General features: G+C 66.7%; 17 protein-coding genes. 7 read left to right on the top strand and 10 right to left on the bottom strand.

All coding sequences use genetic code 11. From position 1 onward, the window contains the following. Window positions 1–16: 16 nt before the first annotated feature. Complete coding sequence (locus KF871_RS02645) at window positions 17–844, bottom strand: ABC transporter ATP-binding protein (RefSeq protein WP_291137904.1); 828 nt, start codon at window positions 842–844, stop codon at window positions 17–19. Beyond that, window positions 841–1833: an ABC transporter substrate-binding protein gene (locus KF871_RS02640; protein ID WP_291138029.1), complete on the bottom strand. Its 993-nt coding sequence runs from the start codon at window positions 1831–1833 to the stop codon at window positions 841–843. The genes KF871_RS02645 and KF871_RS02640 overlap by 4 nt, the downstream gene beginning before the upstream one ends. A gap of 571 nt (window positions 1834–2404) precedes the next feature. Between KF871_RS02640 and KF871_RS02635 the strand changes: the two genes are divergently transcribed. Then, window positions 2405–3982 carry a methyl-accepting chemotaxis protein gene (locus KF871_RS02635; RefSeq protein ID WP_291137901.1) on the top strand — a complete coding sequence of 526 codons (1578 nt, stop codon included), beginning with the start codon at window positions 2405–2407 and terminating at the stop codon, window positions 3980–3982. 42 nt (window positions 3983–4024) lie between these two features. On the opposite strand, the gene KF871_RS02630 is transcribed toward KF871_RS02635, so the two are convergent. Together KF871_RS02630 and KF871_RS02625 are read right to left on the bottom strand one after the other, a co-directional pair. Further along, a complete protein-coding gene (locus KF871_RS02630; protein WP_291137898.1) occupies window positions 4025–4642 on the bottom strand; it encodes a glutathione S-transferase family protein in 618 nt (205 codons plus the stop codon). Between the two features lie 45 nt (window positions 4643–4687). Next, window positions 4688–6175 carry a gamma-glutamyltransferase family protein gene (locus KF871_RS02625; RefSeq protein WP_291137895.1) on the bottom strand — a complete coding sequence of 496 codons (1488 nt, stop codon included), beginning with the start codon at window positions 6173–6175 and terminating at the stop codon, window positions 4688–4690. A 475-nt stretch (window positions 6176–6650) separates the two neighbouring features. Between KF871_RS02625 and KF871_RS02620 the strand changes: the two genes are divergently transcribed. After that, window positions 6651–8183: a hypothetical protein gene (locus KF871_RS02620; protein ID WP_291137893.1), complete on the top strand. Its 1533-nt coding sequence runs from the start codon at window positions 6651–6653 to the stop codon at window positions 8181–8183. A gap of 49 nt (window positions 8184–8232) precedes the next feature. Further along, entirely contained in the window at window positions 8233–9264 is a 1032-nt protein-coding gene (locus KF871_RS02615; RefSeq protein WP_291137890.1) for a porin, read from the top strand. A 132-nt stretch (window positions 9265–9396) separates the two neighbouring features. On the opposite strand, the gene KF871_RS02610 is transcribed toward KF871_RS02615, so the two are convergent. After that, window positions 9397–10212 carry a sulfite exporter TauE/SafE family protein gene (locus KF871_RS02610; RefSeq protein ID WP_291137886.1) on the bottom strand — a complete coding sequence of 272 codons (816 nt, stop codon included), beginning with the start codon at window positions 10210–10212 and terminating at the stop codon, window positions 9397–9399. Window positions 10213–10375: 163 nt separating this feature from the next. Between KF871_RS02610 and KF871_RS02605 the strand changes: the two genes are divergently transcribed. Beyond that, entirely contained in the window at window positions 10376–11026 is a 651-nt protein-coding gene (locus tag KF871_RS02605; protein ID WP_291137883.1) for a GntR family transcriptional regulator, read from the top strand. Between the two features lie 36 nt (window positions 11027–11062). Here the strand turns inward: KF871_RS02605 and KF871_RS02600 are convergent, their stop codons facing one another. Genes KF871_RS02600 through KF871_RS02580 form a run of 5 tightly spaced genes read right to left on the bottom strand, consistent with a single transcriptional unit; the run spans window position 11063 to window position 13663 of the window. Further along, the gene (locus KF871_RS02600) at window positions 11063–11974 is read right to left on the bottom strand and encodes an ornithine cyclodeaminase family protein (protein ID WP_291137880.1); all 912 of its coding nucleotides are present in this window, start codon (window positions 11972–11974) and stop codon (window positions 11063–11065) included. A 24-nt stretch (window positions 11975–11998) separates the two neighbouring features. After that, window positions 11999–12754 carry a sulfite exporter TauE/SafE family protein gene (locus tag KF871_RS02595; RefSeq protein ID WP_291137878.1) on the bottom strand — a complete coding sequence of 252 codons (756 nt, stop codon included), beginning with the start codon at window positions 12752–12754 and terminating at the stop codon, window positions 11999–12001. Between the two features lie 5 nt (window positions 12755–12759). Further along, window positions 12760–13038 carry a 2Fe-2S iron-sulfur cluster binding domain-containing protein gene (locus tag KF871_RS02590; protein ID WP_291137875.1) on the bottom strand — a complete coding sequence of 93 codons (279 nt, stop codon included), beginning with the start codon at window positions 13036–13038 and terminating at the stop codon, window positions 12760–12762. After that, a complete protein-coding gene (locus KF871_RS02585) occupies window positions 13035–13358 on the bottom strand; it encodes a ferredoxin (protein ID WP_291137872.1) in 324 nt (107 codons plus the stop codon). Before KF871_RS02585 ends, KF871_RS02590 begins: the two co-directional genes overlap by 4 nt. Window positions 13359–13372: 14 nt before the next feature. Further along, entirely contained in the window at window positions 13373–13663 is a 291-nt protein-coding gene (locus KF871_RS02580; RefSeq protein ID WP_291137869.1) for a 2Fe-2S iron-sulfur cluster-binding protein, read from the bottom strand. Between the two features lie 191 nt (window positions 13664–13854). On the opposite strand from KF871_RS02580, the gene KF871_RS02575 reads away from it, so the two are divergent. The 3 genes from KF871_RS02575 (at window position 13855) to KF871_RS02565 (ending at window position 16654) form a co-directional block, all read left to right on the top strand. Continuing rightward, window positions 13855–14583 (top strand): iron-containing redox enzyme family protein, encoded by a 729-nt coding sequence (locus KF871_RS02575; RefSeq protein WP_291137867.1) that lies wholly within the window; start codon window positions 13855–13857, stop codon window positions 14581–14583. A gap of 74 nt (window positions 14584–14657) precedes the next feature. Further along, window positions 14658–16157 carry an aldehyde dehydrogenase family protein gene (locus tag KF871_RS02570; RefSeq protein WP_291137864.1) on the top strand — a complete coding sequence of 500 codons (1500 nt, stop codon included), beginning with the start codon at window positions 14658–14660 and terminating at the stop codon, window positions 16155–16157. Window positions 16158–16174: 17 nt separating this feature from the next. Beyond that, a complete protein-coding gene (locus KF871_RS02565) occupies window positions 16175–16654 on the top strand; it encodes a heme-binding protein (RefSeq protein WP_291137861.1) in 480 nt (159 codons plus the stop codon). Window positions 16655–16665 lie beyond the last annotated feature (11 nt).

Raw genomic sequence — 16665 nt, 5'->3', positions numbered from 1 at the left:
ACTGGCGTTCATGGATTCATCCTTCCACGTGGACATCGAGCTCGTCCCACAGCATGGCGAAATAGGTGTTGAACTCGGGCAGCGAGCGCACTTCAAAGGGGCTGGGACGGCGATCGCCGCAGCTCGCGTCGAAGCGCATGAAGTGTTGGGACTTGATGCGACCCGGCCGGCGCGAGAGCACCACGACGCGGTCGGTCATGGCAATGGCTTCGCCGATGTCGTGCGTCACCAGCACCACCGACTTGCCCTCGTCGCGCAACACCTCCACCACCTCGTCGGCGATGGCCAGGCGGGTTTGCGAGTCGAGCGCCGAGAAGGGCTCGTCGAGCAGCACCACGTCGGGGTCGGTCACCAGGGTGCGGGCCAGCGCCACGCGCTGGCGCATACCGCCCGAGAGCTGGCGCGGATAGTGGTGCAGGAAGTCGCCCATGCCGCATTTGTGCAGCAGGTCGATGGCGCGCTCGCGCGACGTTCGCTTGTCGCGGCCCTGGATTTCTGCGCCCAGCATGGCGTTGTCGAGAATGGTCCGCCACTCGAACAGGTAGTCCTGCTGCAGCATGTAGCCCACCCGGGGGCTGGGCCCTTTGACGCGTTCACCGTGCACCCGCACCTCACCCGACGACGGCTGCAGGATGCCGGCCATCAGCGACAGCAAGGTGCTTTTGCCGCACCCGGACTGGCCAATGAGGCTGACGAATTCGCCGGGCGCGATGCTCAGCTGGATGCGGTCCAGTGCCTGCGTCTCGCCGGCCGGGGTGAAGTAGCGCAGCGAGACGTCGTTGATCTCGATGCGGGCCTCGACCGCGGTCGCGGCCACCGGTGGGCGTTCCAGCACGGCGTTCATGGCTTCGCCTTGGCGGTGAAATCGGTCACCACGACCTGCTCGTATTTCACGCGCTTGGCCGTGTCTAGCACGCCGCTGGCCACCAGCATGTCCTGCAGGGTGTCGATGGCCTGACGTTCCACGGTGGGGTTGGTCTTCCACAGACCGATGCTGCGGTAGCGGTCGATGGCGGCGATCAGATCGGGCTTGGCCATGGTCGGGAAGAACTCGGCGATGTGGTTGGCCAGGTCGGCGGCGGGTGCCTTGGCCACGTATTGCTGGGCTTTCACGATGGCATTGGTCCAGGCCTGCGCCACGCCGGGGTTCTGCTTGAGGAAGACGTCGGTGGCGGTGAAGACGGTGTAGTCCACCGGGCCAACGGTGCGACCGATGGACGCCACCACAGTGCCCTTGCCCTGCTTCTCGAGCAGCGTGGCTTCGGGCTCCAGGAAGATGGCGTAGTCGTTCTGGCCGGCCAGCCAGGCGCCGGTACGGGCAGCGGGGCCGACGTTGTTGACGATCTTCAGGTCCTTCTTGGGGTCGACGCCGTTCTTGCGCATGGCGGTCTCAAGAAAGACATCCGGGTTGGAGCCCGGGCGGAAACCCATCACGGCCTTGCCCTTGAGCTGGTCCCAGGCGAAGGCACCGGCCGGTTTTTCACGGGCCAGCAACAGGAAACCGTCGGTGGCGGTCAGGCCCGAAAAAATCTTGGGCTTGACCGGCGATTCGCTGTTGGCCACGTAGATGGAGGCCTCGGGGCCGATCAGCACGATGTCGGCGCTGCCCGACAGCAAGGCGGCCATGCCCTTGTCGGTGCCTTGCGAGGTCTTCATGCCGACGTCCAGACCCGCTTCGCGGAAGAAGCCCTGGTTCATGGCGACATAGGCCGGCAGATACAACACGGAGCGCACCACCTCTTCGTAGCGCACCTTGGTGGGCGCAGCGGCGGTCTGTGCGGCCGCAGGCGCCAGCATGCCCAGACCCAGGGCGGCGGCCCCGATCCATTGCATGGCGCGGGACCACAGGGGTTGGACAGCGGGACGGTTCGGGTGGAACATGGCGGACTCCTGTTCGGTGGCGTGGGTGGGGCGACTTTTCAAGATACTGTATGCAATCAGCGTGCCATTGGCTTCGATCTCCAGGCAACGCAGCGCGCAGCGGGCCGATGGAGTGGCGAGATAACGGCCCGCTTCACAGGGAATGAAGAGAAGCTGGGCGCACTCTAGATTGAATACAGTATTCCGTCTATAGGGATTGTCCCAGCACCTGGACAGGCGGTCAGGACCCCTGTCCATGCACCCCTTTGGGCGCTGGTGCGACCACATGCACCGCTTGGGCCCGGTTCGCGGGATCCGCCCTCGCACCCTTGCGGGGAATTCCCGTCATCTGAAGGTGTGACGCTTCCACCGGTGGGGCGGGCCGTTTGCGTACCGAGGCACTAAGTGGCGCGCCACCTGTCGGCGCCCGCGGCGACAGGCGTTGCTGGAACTGAATGTCGCCGCGGCGACGGCCGATACGCCAAGCACACCGGCGAGCTTTTTGTCCGACCGGTTCACACACGCAAGAAAGGCACGGTGATCCATGTTTCTCGATCGCCTCTCCATCAAAGCCAAGCTCATCGCCAGCTTTTTGCTGTTGTCGGTGATCGTGCTGGCCGTCTCCGTTCTGGCCATTCGCGCGTTGAGCCACGAGCACGACAACTTCTCCCAATATGTGGGCGAGACCGGCCAGCGCCTGGCATTGGCCAACGGCATCCTGGACGCGGCCAATGCCCGCGCTATCGGCGTGCGCAACCTCGTGCTCGTCAGCACCGAGGCCGATCGGGACTACGAGCAGCGCGCCACCACCGTGGCCCATGGCCTGGTGGTTGAACAGTTCAAGCAACTGCGCACGGCCCTGGATGCCGACGAGCATGCGTCTGCCCAAGAGCGTCGCCTGTACGACGACCTGGTGGCGGTGGAGGCCAAGTACGGGCCCGTGGCGCTGGACATCCTCAACCGCGCCGTCACTGGCGACCGCATGGGGGCGGTGCAGCGCATGGAAACCGATTGCCGCCCGCTGTTGGAGGCCTTGATCAAAGCCGGCCATGCTTACCTTGAAGCCATCGCAGGTGAAGCGGCCAAGGAAGTCGTGACGTCCAACGACGACTTCGCCATCAACCGCAACCTCATGGTCGCCACCAGCGCCGCGGCCGTGGCCGCTGCCGTGGGCCTGGCGCTCCTGCTCACCCACCTCATCGTCAAACCGATCCGTGAAGCCGTGCGCGTGGCACAAACGGTGGCGGCCGGCGACCTGAGCTCGCGCATCGACGTGACCAATCGCGACGAACTGGGCGAGCTGCAGACCGCGCTCAAGACCATGAACGAAAGCCTGCTGCGCATCGTCAGCGAAGTGCGCCAGGGCAGCGAAAGCATTGCCAGCGGCACCAGCCAGATCGCCACCGGCAACGCCGACCTGTCTTCGCGCACCGAACGCCAGGCCAGCAGCCTGCAGGAGACGGCGGCGTCGATGGAACAGATGAACGCCACTGCGCAGACCAGCGCCGAAACCGCACGCCAGGCCACGCAGCTGGCCTCATCGGCCAGCCATGCCGCGGTCAACGGCGGCGACGTGGTGAGCCAGGTGGTGGCCACCATGGACGAGATCAACGCCAGCTCCAGGAAGATCAACGACATCATCGGCGTCATCGACGGCATCGCCTTCCAGACCAACATCCTGGCGCTCAATGCCGCGGTGGAAGCCGCGCGTGCCGGCGAGCAAGGCCGAGGCTTCGCCGTGGTGGCGGGTGAGGTGCGCAACCTGGCGCAACGCAGTGCGCAAGCGGCCAAGGAGATCAAGACGCTGATCGGCGACAGCGTGGACAAGGTGGCCAGTGGCTCGCGCTTGGTGGGCGATGCCCGCACCGCCATGGACGACATCGTGACCCAGGTGCGCCGCGTCAGCGACCTCATGGGCGAGCTGGGCGCCGCGGCCACGGAGCAAACCAACGGCATCGGCCAGGTCAACGCAGCGGTGGCCCAGCTTGACCAGACCACCCAACAGAACGCGGCGCTCGTCGAAGAGAGCGCTGCGGCGGCCGAAAGTCTGCGCACCCAGGCTGCGCGCCTGGCCGACGCCGTGGGGTTCTTCCAGGTGGGCGGCGGGGCGGCTCACGCCTGATGCCAGGCGCTGTTCGCGGCGCCGAAGTCAGGCTTCCAAAGTTCAGTTGGCCGGACGCAGCGCCCAGGCGCGCTGAGCGGCCGGTCTCGACAGGCAGCGCTGGTGCCAGGCCTGGGTGTGTGGCAAGGGCACGCGGGCGAGTCTCGTCAGGCGCTGCAGCACGGCGGCCACATTGAGGTCGGCCACCGTGAATCGCTCTTCCACCAACCACTCACGTGTGGTCAGGTGCTTCTCCAGGACCTGAAGCCGCGTCTGCAGTTTGTCGATCGCGGCATCGGCCATCGCGGGGATCCGCTGCTCGGGTGGCAGAAAGCCGGTGTGGTGAAACCATTGGCGCGCCAGGGGCTCGGCTTCGGTGGCGGCCCAGAGCGTCCATTGCAGGATGTGCGCGCGCCCTGCGTCGGTTGCACTCCACAGACCGGCCAGTGGGTGGCGCTGCGCGAGGTACAGGGTGATGGCCAGCGACTCGAACACCCGGACCCCGTTGTCATCGATCGCCGGCACCGTGCCGTTGGGGTTGATGGCGAGGTAGGCCGGTTCGCGCACTTCCGGGCCCTGGTAGTGCCAGGCAATGTGCTCGTAGGGCAGACCGATTTCTTCTGCGGCCCACAAAGGGCGGATCGCGCGTGAGGCCGCTGTGCCATAGATCTTCAGGCTCATGTTTTCAGGTGCTTGGATTGCACGCCATGGCGTGCGCATATGGGATCAGCAGGCCAGGGCCATGCCGTCTTTGCGGCGGTCGCTGCCGCCAATCAGTTCGCCGTGCGCATTGCGCATCACGACCTGTGCGCCGCCAAAGTCGCTGCGGCCACCGAGTTCGCCCTCGCCGCTGGGCTCGGCGTAGCCGGCATTGCGCAAGGCGCGTTCGACATCGGCGGGGGTGCCCGCTTCGGTGGCCAGCAGTCGGTTGCCCTCCAGCCGCCAACGCGGGGCATCGATGGCAGCCTGCAAGGCCTGCCCCCAGGCGGCCGTGCGCACCATCAGCTGTACGTGCCCCTGGGGCTGCATGGCCCCGCCGACGACCCCAAAGCCCGCATGGAAGCGGCCATTGCGCAGGGCCGCTCCGGGCACCACGGTGTGGTACGGGCGTTTGCCCGGTGCCGCGCCATTGAGCTGTCCTGGCGGCGCGAAACCGAAGCCGCGGTTCTGCAGGGCAAAGCCGCAACCGGGCACACCGATGCCGCTGCCGAATCGCTTGAACACGCTACTCATCAAGGTGACTGCCAGGCCCCTGGCGTCGACCACCACGGTGCAGACGGTGTTGCCCGCCGGGTCGGCCACCACGCGCTTGGCGTGGGCCATGGCGGCGTCCATGCTGTCGACCATGGCCACCGTGGTGGCCGGGTCCCGCGGGTCCAGGGCCATGGCGTCGAGCGCCTGCAACGCGTGCAGCACCGCCACCCCGTGGGTGTTGGGCGGGCATTCCAGCACCTCGAGGTCGCGGAAGCGCGCGCGCACGGGTACGGTGAACTCTCCCTGATGGGCCGCGAAGTCACTGGCCATCAGCACCCCACCCAACCGGCTGCAGGCCGCTTCGGCGGCGCGCGCGGCCCGTCCCAGGTAGAAGGCGTCCGGGCCGGCGTTGGCGATGTCGGTGAGGGTGTCGGCCAGCTCGGGGTTGCTGAAGAGTTCTCCAGCCCTTGGTACGGCGTGGGCCCGGTACAACCGGGCACTCTCCTCGTCTGCCGCAATCACCGGCTGGAACAAGGCCCATTCGCGCGCCGCAACGGGCGAAACGGCAAAACCTGATCGCGCCACCGCAATGGCGTCCGCAAACAGCGACGCCCAGGGCGCCACGCCGTGCCGGTTGTGCAGGTCCCGCCAGCCACGAACCGCGCCCGGTACCGTCGCGGTCAGCACATGGCGCTCGGGCAGGCGCTGGTTCGGCAATCCACTCAGCAAGGACGCACCGAAGGCCATGGGCGATCGCCCGGAGCCGTTGTAGCTGTGGGGCGTGCCGTCGGGCATTACCAGCATGGCGAGCAGGTCGCCGCCAATGCCCGTGGCCATGGGCTCGACCACGCCCATCACCGCATCGGCCGCAATTGCGGCGTCCACCGCGCTGCCGCCTTCGCGCAGCAGCCTGGCGGCGGCTTGAGCGGCCAGGGGATGGCCGGTGGCCACCATGGCGGCGTCGCTTCGGACCTCGGTCCGGGCGGTCGGCGGTGAAGAGACGGCAGGCTCGGTTAGCATGAATACAGTATACCAACTGACTTGGACGCACTGTCAAGCCCGGTTTCGCTGGCGGTTTCCCCCTTGGGCTAACCCAGGAATGCTGCGGCGTCGGGAGTCCGCCGGCCTTGGCACGGAGTGTGCGTAGCGAAATCACACAAGCGGTATACCGTATCCATTGATTCAGTCATATCGCCGATTCACCCGGGATTCACCGGCCTTCAGACCCATTGACGCACCGAGAAGGGGATTTTCTTGCACCAAACAGGCACGGGAAAACCCTCAAAATGCACCAACAGTATTCTGTATACCATTCGCACACTCGAAAATCGGCCGCACTGCCACCCGGTGGTGACAGGCCAATGACCGCGGCGGGAGGAGCCAGGGAAGGCCGCCGCGAATACCACCACACTGCCAACCACACCGGCTGCCAAGCCGAGACCCGCGAAACCCCAACGCCTGTCCCCATGCAGGCCACACAACACGGATCAATGCCATGGATTCCAACGTAACCCTGACCGCAGCGCACTGGATGTACCTGCTCGGCGTCATCAGCATCATCGTGACGATGGTGTTTCGCGCCAACGTGCTCGTCCCGTCGATCGCCGCCACCTTTCTTGTCGGTCTCGCCTGGACCGGCAGCCCGCTGTCGGGCCTGGGCGGCATCTACAGCGCCAGCCTGGTGGCCGCCAAGGAGCTGTTCAGCATCTTCCTGGTGATCGCGCTGATGACGGCGCTGCTCAATGCCCTCAAGGCCTTGAAGTCCGACATCCTGATGGTCAAGCCCTTCCGGGTGCTGATGAAGAACGGACCGGTGTCCTACCTGCTGCTGGCGGGCATTACCTACTTCATCTCGCTGTTCTTCTGGCCCACGCCCGCGGTGCCGCTGGTGTGCGCGGTGCTGCTGCCCGCGGCCATCGCCGCCGGCCTGCCCCCGATCGTCGGCGCGGCCGCCATCGCGGTGGCCGGCCAGGGCATGGCGCTGTCGTCCGACTACGTGATCGGCGTGGCCCCTGGCATCAGCGCCAAGGCGGCCGGTGTGGCGGCGGCACTGGTGGCCGACCGCGCACTGGCGCTGTCCGTCATCACCGGTCTGGTGGCACTGGTGGTCATCTTCGTGCTGCACCGTCGCAAGTTCCAGCCCGCGAGCCCGCTGCACCTGGAGCGCTGGCAGGAGCTGGCCGTGAAGGGCGAGCTGGCCGAACACGAACACGAGGGCACCACCCACAAGGCCGAAATTGCCGAAGGCACGCGCCGTGAAAACCAGCCGGTGACCGGCCAGGACCTGCGCCGCGAGCTGCAAAGCGTGCCGGCCGAAGAATTCAAGTGGTCGCGCCTGTTTGCGGTGGTGACGCCCCTGGTGTTCCTGGCCGTGATCGTGTTGATGGTGCTGCCCAAGCTGGGCGTGCCTCTGGGCGACTTCAAGGGTGGTGCGGGTGCTTCGCTTGTGGGCGGTGCCGCCGCGGCCCTGATGATCTTCGCGACCCTGGCGATGACCGGCGGGCGCCGCATGCTGGAAGCCAGTGCCGACCACATCACCGAAGGCTTCGTGTTTGCCTTCCGCGCCATGGGCTCGGTGCTGCCGATCGCCGGCTTCTTCTTCCTGGGCGCCAGCGAAACCGCCGCCGCCATCTTCGGCAGCGACGCCGGCAGCACGCCCAGCCTGCTGTTCGACCTGGTGCGCAGCGCGCAGGACTGGATCCCGCACAACCCGCTGTTCGTGGCCTTCGGCCTGCTGATCGTGGGCATGGTCACCGGCATCGACGGCTCCGGCTTCTCGGGCCTGCCGCTGACCGGCGCACTGGCCGGCGCGCTCGGCCCGGTCTCCAACATCGACCCCACCACCCTGGCCGCCATCGGCCAGATGGGCGCCATCTGGACCGGCGGCGGCACGCTGATCGCCTGGTCGTCGCTGATTGCCGTGGCCGGCTTCGCGCGGGTCTCGGTCACCGACCTCGTGCGTGTGCTCACCTTGCCGGTGCTGATCGGCCTGGCCACCGCAACCGTCGTCGGCGTGGTCGTCTTCTGAGTTCCTGTCCCCTGTCCTTCAACCTCCCACTCAACCTTTCGGAAACCCCATGAAGAAAAGCATCCTGCTCGTCTCTGCCACCCTGGCCACCGGCGCCGCGATGGCCCAATCGAGCGTCACGCTCTACGGTCTGGCCGACATGTACCTGGCCAGCAAGAAGGACGCGGCCACCGGCCTGCGCCAGAGCTCGGTCGACAGCAGCGGCACCTACGAAAGCCGCTTCGGCTTCAAAGGCAGCGAAGACATCGGTGGCGGCTACAAGGTCAACTTCCAGCTCGAGTCCGGCTTTGCCATGGACAACGGCGGCGCTGGCGGTGTGTCCTTCACCCGCCAGTCCTGGGTTGGCGTCTCGGGTGGCTTCGGTGACCTGCGCTTCGGCAAGGCCTGGAGCGCGTTCGATGACATCAGCGGCGCCGCCCTGGTGGCCAAGAACTCGACGCTGGCCCCCAACCAGGGCGCCTGGCTGACCACCTCGTACAAGGACGCGCCCAACAACGGCATCTACTACGCAACGCCCGACTTCGGCGGCTTCAGCGGCGTGGTGAGCTACGGCATGGCCGAGAACAAGACCGCCACCGTCGGCTCGGGCTCGATCACCAGCATGCACGTCAAGTACGCCAGCGGCCCGCTGTTCGCCGGCGCTGCGTACCAGACCGAGAAAGCCACCGGCTCGTCGACCGCCATCAAGTTCACGCGCCTGAACACCTCGTACGACCTCGGCGTGGCCAAGCTGCTGGCCAGCTACGGCAAGGTGTCGTTTGGCTCGCCGAGCACCAACGAATGGTCGCTGGGCGCCGACGTGCCGCTGGGTGACGGCTGGCTGCTCTCGGGCGGCTTCGCGCAGTCCAAGGGCCAGATCACCGGCTTCAGCAGCGACACCAACTACACCGGCAAGCTGGTCAACACCGTTGCCGCGGGCGCTGGCGACGTCAAGCGCACCGGCATGAGCCTGGCGGCCTTCTACAGCTTGAGCAAGCGCACCACGGTGTACGGCGGCTACCGCACCAACACCATCAAGACGCCGGGCGCCGCAGACCAGAAAGGCAACGTGCTCGCACTGGGCATGTACCACCTGTTCTGATGCATCGCGGGGCCCGCGGGCCCCGCTGGAGAGTTCTTCCTTCCGCCCCCTCCAGGGCATTCGCCGCGCCAGACGCGGCGTTTTTTTGGCCCCCGCCCGGTTGTTCGGGCGGGGGCGCTTTTCACACCGTGATCAATGCGTCAGTGCCGAATGCAGCATCTTGGCCGCCAGCAGGAACAGGAAGCCCGCAAACACCCGCTTGAGCGTGGCCACCGGCAGGCGGCTGGCCATGCGGGCGCCCACCGGGGCCATGAGCACACCGGTCACCAGCACCGCCACGAACGCCGGCAGGTAGATGAAGCCCAGGCTGTGCGGCGGCAAGCCCGACACCGAGCGTCCACTCAGGAAGAACATCAGGGCGCCCATGACCGCGATCGGCAAGCCCAGCGCAGCCGAGGTACCCACCGCGCGGTGCATGTTGACGTTGCACCATGTCATGAAAGGCACCGACAGAAAGCCCCCGCCCGCGCCCACCAGCTGCGACAGACCGCTGATGAAGGTGCCGACGCCGAACAGGCCCAGCGCGCCCGGCAACTGCCGTGTGGGCTTGGGCTTGGCGTTGAGGAACATCTGCACCGCCGAGTAGGTGACGAACACCGCGAACACGCTGGCCAGCACCGTGGTGCTGAGTTGCTTGGCCAGCCAGCCGCCGATGAGCCCACCCAGCAGGATGCCGGGGGCAATGCCTTTGACGATGGACCAGTCCACATTGCCCTTGGCGTGGTGGGTGCGCGCACTGGAGATCGAGGTGAACACGATGATGGCCAGCGAGGTGCCGAGCGCCATGTGCACCACGCTTGCGCGCTCGAAATGCTGCGCCTCGAACAGCCAGGTGAGCAAGGGCACGAACAGCATGCCGCCGCCGATGCCCAGCAGGCCGGAGGCAAAGCCGCCCACGAGGCCGAGGGCCAGGTAGGCCGGTATCCAGACAAGCAGATCAGGGGTCATGAAAACACTCCAGGTTCAAGTTGAGAAAACGAATGGAAATGAAGAATTCGCTGGGGTCTGCCCACGAAAGCAGACTTTTGGTTGACTCGCATAAAATCGCGCGGCTTCGGGCACGCCCTCGTTTCGCCTGTTGCCATACTGTCTACGGAGACCGGGTCACGCCATGAACCTGCCGCAAAAAGCCACGCTGGGGGCGAGCCATTCGCCGCTGACCACACTGGTGGTCGAAGCCCTGCGCGAGCGCATCATGGGTGGCGGCATCGCCCCGGGCGAGCGCCTGGTGGAAAGCCGGCTCTCGGACGAGCTGGGCGTCTCGCGCATGCCGGTGCGCGAAGCCCTGCGTCAGCTGGCGGCCGAAGGCCTGGTGACCATCGAGCCGCGCCGCGGCGCCTCGGTCACCGCGTTCACGCCCGAGCAGATCCGCGAACTGGTTGAGGTGCGGGCCACACTGGAGGGGCTCAACGCCAAGCTGGCGGCCCAGCGGCACGACGCCCGACAGATCGCCGAGATGGAGCGCATCCTGCAGGAAGGCACCCGCATGCTCGACAGCGACGACCAGGCTGCGCTGCTCGAGATGAACCAGCGATTTCACGATGCACTGGGCAGCATTGCCGCCAACTCGGTGCTGCAGGAGCTTATGCGCTCGCTGCGGGACCGCACGGCACTGATCTTCGCGCCGCTCAATCGCACGCGTGGGCAACAAAACTGGGATGAACACGCCGCGATTTTGCGTGCGGTCATCAAGGGCGACGCCGAACTGGCCTCGCTGCTGGCCATGCGCCACGTGTACAACGCCGCACAAATGGAACCCTGAGCGGGCGCGCGCGGCCCGCGTGCCGCGCACCACGGCTCAGCCCTGCAGGCGCTTCCACACCAGGCCGGCCAGGGCCACGTCCTCCAGGCCCACACCGACCGATTTGTAGAGCGTGATCGCGTCGGCGCTCTGGCGCCCGGGCTTCAAGCCCGCCACCAGCTCGCCCAGCTCCACCACCTGCTCCGCCTGCGCCACGCCGGGGGCGGCCAGCACCAGGTCACCGGCTTCCTGCAGGGTTTGGGGCTTCCACTCCACGGCGATGGTGGCGGCGCGCCGCAAGGCGGTGTCATCGAGTTCGCGCGTGTGCGGCAGGCTCGAACCAATCGCGGCCACGAAGCTGCCGGCCGCCAGTTGTTCGCCCCGGAACAGTGGTGTCGTCGAACGCGAAGCGGTGACCACGATGTCGGCGCCTTCGACGGCTATTTCGGGCGCGCACATGCGCACCGGCACACCGCACGCGGCCTGCAGCTCGCTTGCCAGGGTGGCGGCCGCATACGGGTCGCTCACCCGGATCTCGCTCAACGGGAAGGCCTTGGCCATCTGCACGGCATGCATGCGCCCTTGCACGCCGGCGCCATACAAGGCCATGACCTTTGCATCGTTGCGCGCGAGGTGACGCGCCGCGATGACGGAGCAGGCCGCGGTGCGAAGCCGGGTGATCGCGCCGGCGTCGAACGAGGCCAGGGCGCGGCCGTCGTCGGCGGCGAACAGCAGGATCACAAAAGTGAACTGGCCCTGGATGGTGGTGTAGACCTTGGCCCCCACCACGCCCTGGCCTGGGATCACCGCGCCCAGGGTGGAGAGCTTGACGCCACCGGCGTCGGTGCGCACGCGCGCTTGCATGGCGGCCTCACCGCGGCCAAAGCGCGCGAAGGCGTCGTCGAGCACAGCCTGCGCGTCTTCGGGGGAGATGGTGGCGTCGACCACCGCGTCGCTGATGTGTTGCATGGATTGTTCCGTTGGAAGGAGCGCTCAGGCGGTCCACACCGTGCGGGCCAGGACCAGCAAGGCGCCGATGGCGGCCAGCGCCAGCAACAGCGAACGCACGGTACGCGCCGGGACGTGGCGTTTGAGCGGGTTGGACAACAGGAAGCCGGCCACCATCCAGGGCATGAGCAGCAGGCTGAGCAGGTACTCGTGCGTGCCCATGCGGCCCACCACCGTGAGCACGGTGATCGAGACGGCCGACCCGATGAAGAAGATGGCACCGATGGTGCCGCGCACTTTGTCGGGCGGCATGTGCTGCATGGCGATGGCAAACGGCGGCGCGCCGGCCGAGGTGATGGTGCCCATCATCCCGGACGCCACCCCGGCCACCGCGGTGTTGCGGGCACTCAGCTGCACCCGCCAGCCGGTCAGGCTCAGGCTGACGCCGGTGAGGATCAGCAAGGCAAACATCAGGGACAGGGTCTGGGTCGACAACAACAGCAGGCAGGCCGCCGCCACACCGGTACCCACGATGCGCCCGACGACCGCGGCCCCCGCCATGCGCCATTCGATGGCGGCGAAGTCGCGCGCCCCACCCATGAGCGCGAGCGGGCAGCTCAACACCAGCAGGGGGCCGGGCACCAGCTCCGGGAACCACAGCGCCGTGAGTGGCGCGCAGAACATGGCAAAGCCCAGGCCGCTGACCCCTTGCAGGCAGGCGCCGATCATCACCAGCACGCCGCTGGCGACGAAGCGCAGCCAGCTCATCTCATGAAAGGTGGCCAGCAGCGAGCTTTCCATGCCGCTCACCACGACACAGCGATGTCACCGCGCAGGAAGGTCTGGCACGCCATGCGGTAGCCAGCTTGCAGATCGGCGTCGCTCAGGTGTTTGCGCTCCTTGGCCTTGACCTCGTCGGTGTGCTCCAGGCCCTGTTCGATGCGGCACTTGCAGGTGCCACACAGACCGCCGCCGCATTTGAACGGGATGCCGCCCTTTTCTCGCAGCGACACGCGCAGCAGGTTGCTGTTCTCAGGCGCTTCGACCTGCTTGTTGTCGTTGGTGATGAAGGTGACCTGGATCATGGGGCGTTGAATTCGGCAGGGTGGCGGGCGCGCAGTTCGGCCTTGACGGTGCCGAACGCGCAGAGGTGATGCAGTTCGCGGCGAGCGCCATCGATGTCTTTAAAGGACTCGAGGAATTTGGTGGGCACCTGGTTGACGGTCACCGGTTCGGTGTCGTCGATGACGCGCACGCGTCCGGGCGCCTGCAGCTCGGCCACCAGGAAGCGCGCGCGCACCCGGCCTTCGCAGACGTAGTCCCAGGCTTCGACCGGGCGCATGCCTTCGCCCGGCTCGCTGTGGAACTGGCCGGGCTTGGACGTGAGGATCACAAAGGTGGTCATGGCGGTGGCACTCCTTATTCCTGCTCCAGCTCGATGTCGTGCTCCAGCCAGAGCTGGCAGGTCAGGCGCCAGCCCTGCTCCAGGCGATCGCCGAGTTGCTTCTTCTCTTTCCAGTTGGGGGGCGGCAGGTGTTCGGCACCCGAAATCACCCGGGTGGCGCATTTGGCGCACTTGCCCATGCCGCACTCGTACTTGAGGTGCGGATAGGGAAACGCCTTGATGCCGGCCCGCACCACCAGGTTGGCGCGTGGCTGCACCTCCTCCTGGTAGGTCTGGCCGTGCTTGTGGAAGGTGACGGTGGGCATGGCGGTACAGCAAAAGGGCTTGAAGATTTTCGAAAGTATACAGTATACTTTCGGCACGGTGAGCCAATTCCCGCTGCCGGGGACAGGAATCTGGCTGAATTGGTTCACCTATGTATACTGTATACGCCAATGGACGGCGGCAGCCCGCCCCGCCCCCGGTGTCTCACCCCTCACCCCACCTGGAGCCCACCATGTCCGAACTGCTCAGCCGCGACGCCTTCCGCACCGCTCTCGAAAACGCCATCAAAGGCAAGAGCGCCAACCAGTCCCCCTTCAGCCTTGCCTGGGCGGGCGGCACCCTGTCGCGCGAGCACCTCGCGCGCTGGGCCGAGAACCACTACCACTACGTTGGCCCCTTCGCCGACTACCTGGGCTATCTGTACGCCCGCACGCCCGACCACATGACCGAGGCCAAGGACTTCCTGCTGGCCAACATGTACGAAGAGGAAATCGGCGGTGACCGCCACACCGATCTGCTGATCCGCTTTGCCGAAGCCTGCGGTACGACCCGTGACCGCGTGGTCGACCCCGACAACATGAACGCCACCACGCGCGCGCTGCAAAGCTGGTGCTATGCCGTGGCCATGCGCGAAGACCCGGTGGTGGCTGTGGCCGGCCTGGTGGTGGGCCTGGAGTCGCAAGTGCCGTCGATCTACCGCAAGCAGACCCCCACGCTGCGCGAGAAGTACGGCTTCACCGACGAAGAGGTCGAGTTCTTCGACCTGCACATCGTCTCGGACGAGATCCACGGCGAGCGCGGCTACCAGATCGTGCTGGAGCACGCCAACACGCCCGAGCTGCAAAAGCGCTGCCTGCGCATCTGCGAGATCGGCGCCGAAATGCGACTGCTGTACACGACCGCTCTTTACAACGACTACGTCGCCCCGGGCCTCCAACAGCCGGCACTGGCCGCGGCCTGAAGCCAAAGCGGCGGGCCGCGCCCCTGCGGCCCGCCGCTTCGATTGCGCCCTCTTCCCCCACGGACCCTCGCACCATGAGCACCACCGCCGAAGCCTTGCTGCCCGAAACCACCGTCCAGGCCCCCGCGGTCGCGGAGTTCCTGAACTTCATCGATGGTCAGTGGGTGAAGTGCCGCAGCGCACGCACCTTCGACAACATCAACCCGGCCAACACCGACGAGCTCGTCGGGCGCTTTCAGGCCTCGACCGCGCTCGACGCGGAAGACGCGGTCAACGCCGCCACCGTCGCCTTCGACACCTGGCGCAAGACCACGGTGAGCCAGCGCGCGCGCCTGCTCAACAAGGCGGCCGACTACCTCGAAGCCAATGCCCAGCGCTTTGGCGAAGAGCTCAGCCGTGAGGAAGGCAAGTCGGTCGCGCTCGGCAAGGACGAGTTCCTGCGCGCGGCGCAGACCTTCCGCTTCTACGCGATCGAAGGCCAGACCTTCGGCGGCGAAACCTATCCCCAGGACGACGGCAACATGCTGGTCTACAGCCAGCGCGAGCCGCTGGGCGTGGTCTCGGTCATCTCGCCGTGGAACTTCCCGGCGTCCATCCCGGCGCGCAAGATCGCCCCCGCGCTCATCACCGGCAACACCATCGTCTTCAAACCCTCGTCGGACGCGCCGCTGAGCGGCCTGCGCCTGGTCGAGGCGCTGGTGGAGGCGGGTGTTCCCAAGGGCGTCATCAACTACATCACCGGCCGTGCCGGCGATGTCGGCCCGATCATCACCACCTCGAAGTCGATCCGCGCCATCTCGTTCACCGGCTCGACGCAGGCCGGCATGCACATCCACCGCACCGTGCACCTGACCACGCGGCTGCAGATGGAACTGGGTGGCAAGAACCCGCTGATCGTGATGGAAGACGCCGACCTGGACCAGGCGGTGGAGCTGGCCATCAAGGGCGGCTTCTCGCTCACGGGCCAGGCCTGCACCGGCACCAGTCGCGTCATCGTGATGAAGGCGGTGAAGGAAGCCTTCACCCGCAAGCTGGTCGATCGCATCGCCACGCTCAAGATCGGCCCGGGCAGCCAGCCCGGCATGGACCTGGGCCCGCTGGCCACCGCCAAGCAGCTCGAAACCGTGCTCAATTACCTCGACATCGGCCGCCAGGAAGCGCGTCTGCTGTGCGGCGGTGAGCGCCTCAGCGGCGCGCCCTACGACAAGGGCTACTACGTGACGCCCGCCGTGTTCGACAACGTGACGCAGGACATGCGCATCGCCCGCGAAGAGATCTTCGGCCCGGTGATCGCCGTGATCGAAGCCGATTCGTTTGCAGAGGCCATGGCCAAGGCCAACGACAGCGAGTACGGTCTGTCGGCCGCCATCGCCACGCGCAACGCGCGCTACATGCACGACTTCGCCAGCGACATCCAGTCGGGCACGGTCAAGATCAACCGCACCACCACCGGCAACCTCGTCAACGCGCCTTTCGGTGGCATGAAGAACTCGAGCACCTCGACCTTCCGCGAGTCCGGCCGCGTCGGCCTCGAATTCTTCACCCAGACCAAGGTCGTCTACCGCGGCCTGTGAACCCAGAGATCAAGCACATGAAATCCGCACTCAAGCTGCAACTGCCCGAAGCGCGCCGCATGGCCGCCGCCGCCCTCGACAAAGCCCAGGCCCTGGGCGTGCCCGAAACCGTGTGCATCACCGACGAAGGCGGCTTTCCCGTGGTGATGGAGCGCATGGACGGCGCCCGCGTGACCGGCCCGCAGATCGCCTGGAACAAGGCCTTCACCGCCGCCGGCCACAAGCGCTCCACGCATCTGTTCAACACCCCGCCCAACGGGCCCGCCCTGCCCGGCAACGAAGCCTTCGGCATCCAGTGGAGCTTTGAGGGCAAGTTCGCGGTCTTCGTGGGTGGCTTCCCCATCGTTGTGAACGGTGAGGTGGTGGGGGGCGTGGGCCTGAGCGGCGGCAATGGCGAACAGGACACCGCCTGCGGCCTCGCTGCCCTGCAAGCACTCAAGGATCTGCTGGCCGAACAAGGCCTGGACGTGCAGGTCAAGGCCGACCTCAAGTACTGAGCGCAACAGCC

Source organism: Hydrogenophaga sp. (assembly GCF_019635465.1).
In the GTDB taxonomy this organism is placed as follows: Bacteria; Pseudomonadota; Gammaproteobacteria; order Burkholderiales; family Burkholderiaceae_C; genus Hydrogenophaga.
The sequence above is the reverse complement of the archived record's forward strand: the minus strand, read 5'-3'. Positions and strand labels throughout refer to the sequence as shown.